This is a genomic window from Halomonas sp. 707D4, assembly GCF_024158685.1.
Classification (GTDB): domain Bacteria; phylum Pseudomonadota; class Gammaproteobacteria; order Pseudomonadales; family Halomonadaceae; genus Vreelandella.
Genome location: NZ_JAMZBD010000503.1, coordinates 1 through 2199, shown reverse-complemented (window position 1 = coordinate 2199; position 2199 = coordinate 1). Strand labels below are relative to the sequence as shown.

The 2199-nt window shown below is 54.8% G+C and carries 3 protein-coding genes; all 3 read right to left on the bottom strand.

Annotated elements, in window-relative coordinates:
• On the bottom strand, positions 1 to 606 hold a 606-nt coding region (gene tssI, locus BIS11_RS15830), incomplete at its 3' end, for a type VI secretion system tip protein TssI/VgrG (protein ID WP_253586514.1).
• Positions 607 to 661: 55 nt separating this feature from the next.
• Positions 662 to 1141, bottom strand: coding sequence for a hypothetical protein (locus tag BIS11_RS15825; protein WP_253426621.1), 480 nt, complete (start codon positions 1139 to 1141; stop codon positions 662 to 664).
• Positions 1135 to 2019: a type VI secretion system PAAR protein gene (locus BIS11_RS15820; RefSeq protein WP_253426624.1), complete on the bottom strand. Its 885-nt coding sequence runs from the start codon at positions 2017 to 2019 to the stop codon at positions 1135 to 1137. The genes BIS11_RS15825 and BIS11_RS15820 overlap by 7 nt, the downstream gene beginning before the upstream one ends.
• Between the last annotated feature and the right edge of the window lie 180 nt (positions 2020 to 2199).

Sequence of the window (2199 nt, the reverse complement as noted above, 5' to 3'; positions counted from 1 at the left end):
CGTGGGCGCAGTGCCGCCGGCGCGGCTGTGGTAGGTTCGCTCACCCTGATTCGCCAGCACCTGAGGGTCATCGGCAAATACCAGCCGGTGGGCGCTCTCCTCGAACTCGTGCAAGTAGAACAGGCCCTCTTCGGCGGCCAGGCGCTCGATGAAGGCCAGATCGGTCTCGCGGTACTGCACGCAGTACTCGCGCTCCGGCAGTTCGCGGGTGACGGCAAAGGCCACGTCGGCAATACCGCGCTCGTCGAGAAGGGTATTGATGATGGTCAGCGGGTCGACCTTCTGGAAGATGCGCGAGTTGTGGCGCAGCGACGTGCGCCACAGCGCCGGGCGCAGCGTGAGGGTATAGAAGGTGCGCCGGTGGCCCCGGTCGCCTCGACCAAATTCGCTGACGATACCGTGCACCTGGCGAAGCGCTTCACCATCCTGCCAGATGGTCAGCGTGGCCTCGCGGTCGAGCAGCTCGGCGGCGTCCAGGCCGCCATCGCGGCTGGCGAGCGTGGCGGTCAGCGCGAAGGGTTCGGAGAGCGCCTCGCGGTGGGTGAAGTCGACCACCGCGACGTCATCGACGCCGGGAATAGTGAGCGTAAATTTTACATTTTTCATACGACTATGCCTCTGTTTTCAATGGATGCTTGTATTGTCATGGGTACTGCCGCTTTCACCTGACGGCTGTCCGTTGCAACTGATAAAACCATCCATCCAAAAACAGCCATAACTCACCGTTAACTATTTCGAAGGAGTACGTAGCATCATCGTTTTCATGACAGGCTACGCTCAACTCATTTATAACGTTACGGTCTTCACCATAGCCATAAAAATTACCATACCTCTCACTGCTGCTTGAAACCTCACCCTCTATTTCATTCACGTAATGATTTTCGATGGCATAATGTGGATTCTCACACACGTCATCGTTCCAGAAAGTAAAGACATCTTCCTGTACGGAAATTCTAGAGTCCTGACGTAGAAAAGCTTCTTCACGGGTGGTCAATCCACCGCGATAGCGCTCTATGAGATGTACCTCATACAGACCATAAACGGAGTCAATTAGCACGCTCTCATCGACATTTTTAGCCTGCGTAGAGGCAATGGGTAATAACCAAAATAACAAAAAGGAGAAAGCAGTCAGATTTACCATGTTTCATACACTCCTTTCGAGAACATATCCCATTCGGCTTTTCTACGATTGATAAGACCTTGGTTAACCTGACCGTTAGAGATATTCCATGCTTTCCAGGCATCTTCAAGTGATGCGTAAGGAGTCTGCGCTTCAGGATCATTCAGCAGCTTTGCGACAGATGAAGAATTAAAACCTCCAATACCGATGTTATAGGCAAGTATGTAGGCTGCATCTGCTTGATGCTCTTCAAGAGGCACTTTTATGGCACGGTTGACAGCGTCGATAAAAGGCGAAATATCGTCCTGAAATACCTGCTCGGCTTGTTCTCGAGTAATACCATCCTTGTAAGTCGGCCACTCCTGACGGGAAATTAAATGGCCATATCCAATCGTTGCACCCGGTACCCATCGCTCTATTGGACGACCTGTTTGATCATCGTAAGGTTGCAGGCGCAACTCCTCGCCCCCTTTCAACCAATTTTCCCCCTGCGAACTCAAGGATGACGATTCAGAGGGTTCACTCGATGCTTCGTGAGTGCCATTGGTGTTTACCATTCCGGCAGCTACCGAAGAAAGAGCGCTGGAGGCGATATGACCTCCCGTTATGGTGCTACCTCCTTCTCCAGAGCCAGAACCAATGACCACGCCGCCACAATCAACCGCATGGCCCGTCAACGCCGCTGGTTTGCCGTCGATCAGAATCGTGCCGGAACCTTGGGCAATCGCGCGTGGGTGCTTGGGATGATTGGGCTTGTCGTGGGGCTCCAACGGGTCGCCCACGCGGGCCATCGGTTTGCCATCCATGATCACCGTGGCGCTACCGGCGGTGACAGGCGTCGGGGGAAAGCCATCGTGGTCGGTTCCCATATCGCCTACGAGTACGAATTTCTGGCCCATTGTCACTGCTCCTGTTCCGGTTCCGCGTATTCGTATTGCTTGCCGCTTTACTGTTGCGCTGGCGGGCTACTCATTCCACTGGGCGGGCGCCTCGAAACTGGCGACGTCCAGGGCGTCCACGTACTGGCGGGTGAAGCCCGCCGTCTCGAGGCTGTCGATGGCGCTCTGGCAGGCCAGTGG

Coding starts and splice junctions, on each gene's coding strand:
- BIS11_RS15825 (WP_253426621.1), bottom strand. CDS start 1,141: ATGGTAAATCTGACTGCTTTCTCCTTTTTGTTATTTTGGTTATTACCC.
- BIS11_RS15820 (WP_253426624.1), bottom strand. CDS start 2,019: ATGGGCCAGAAATTCGTACTCGTAGGCGATATGGGAACCGACCACGAT.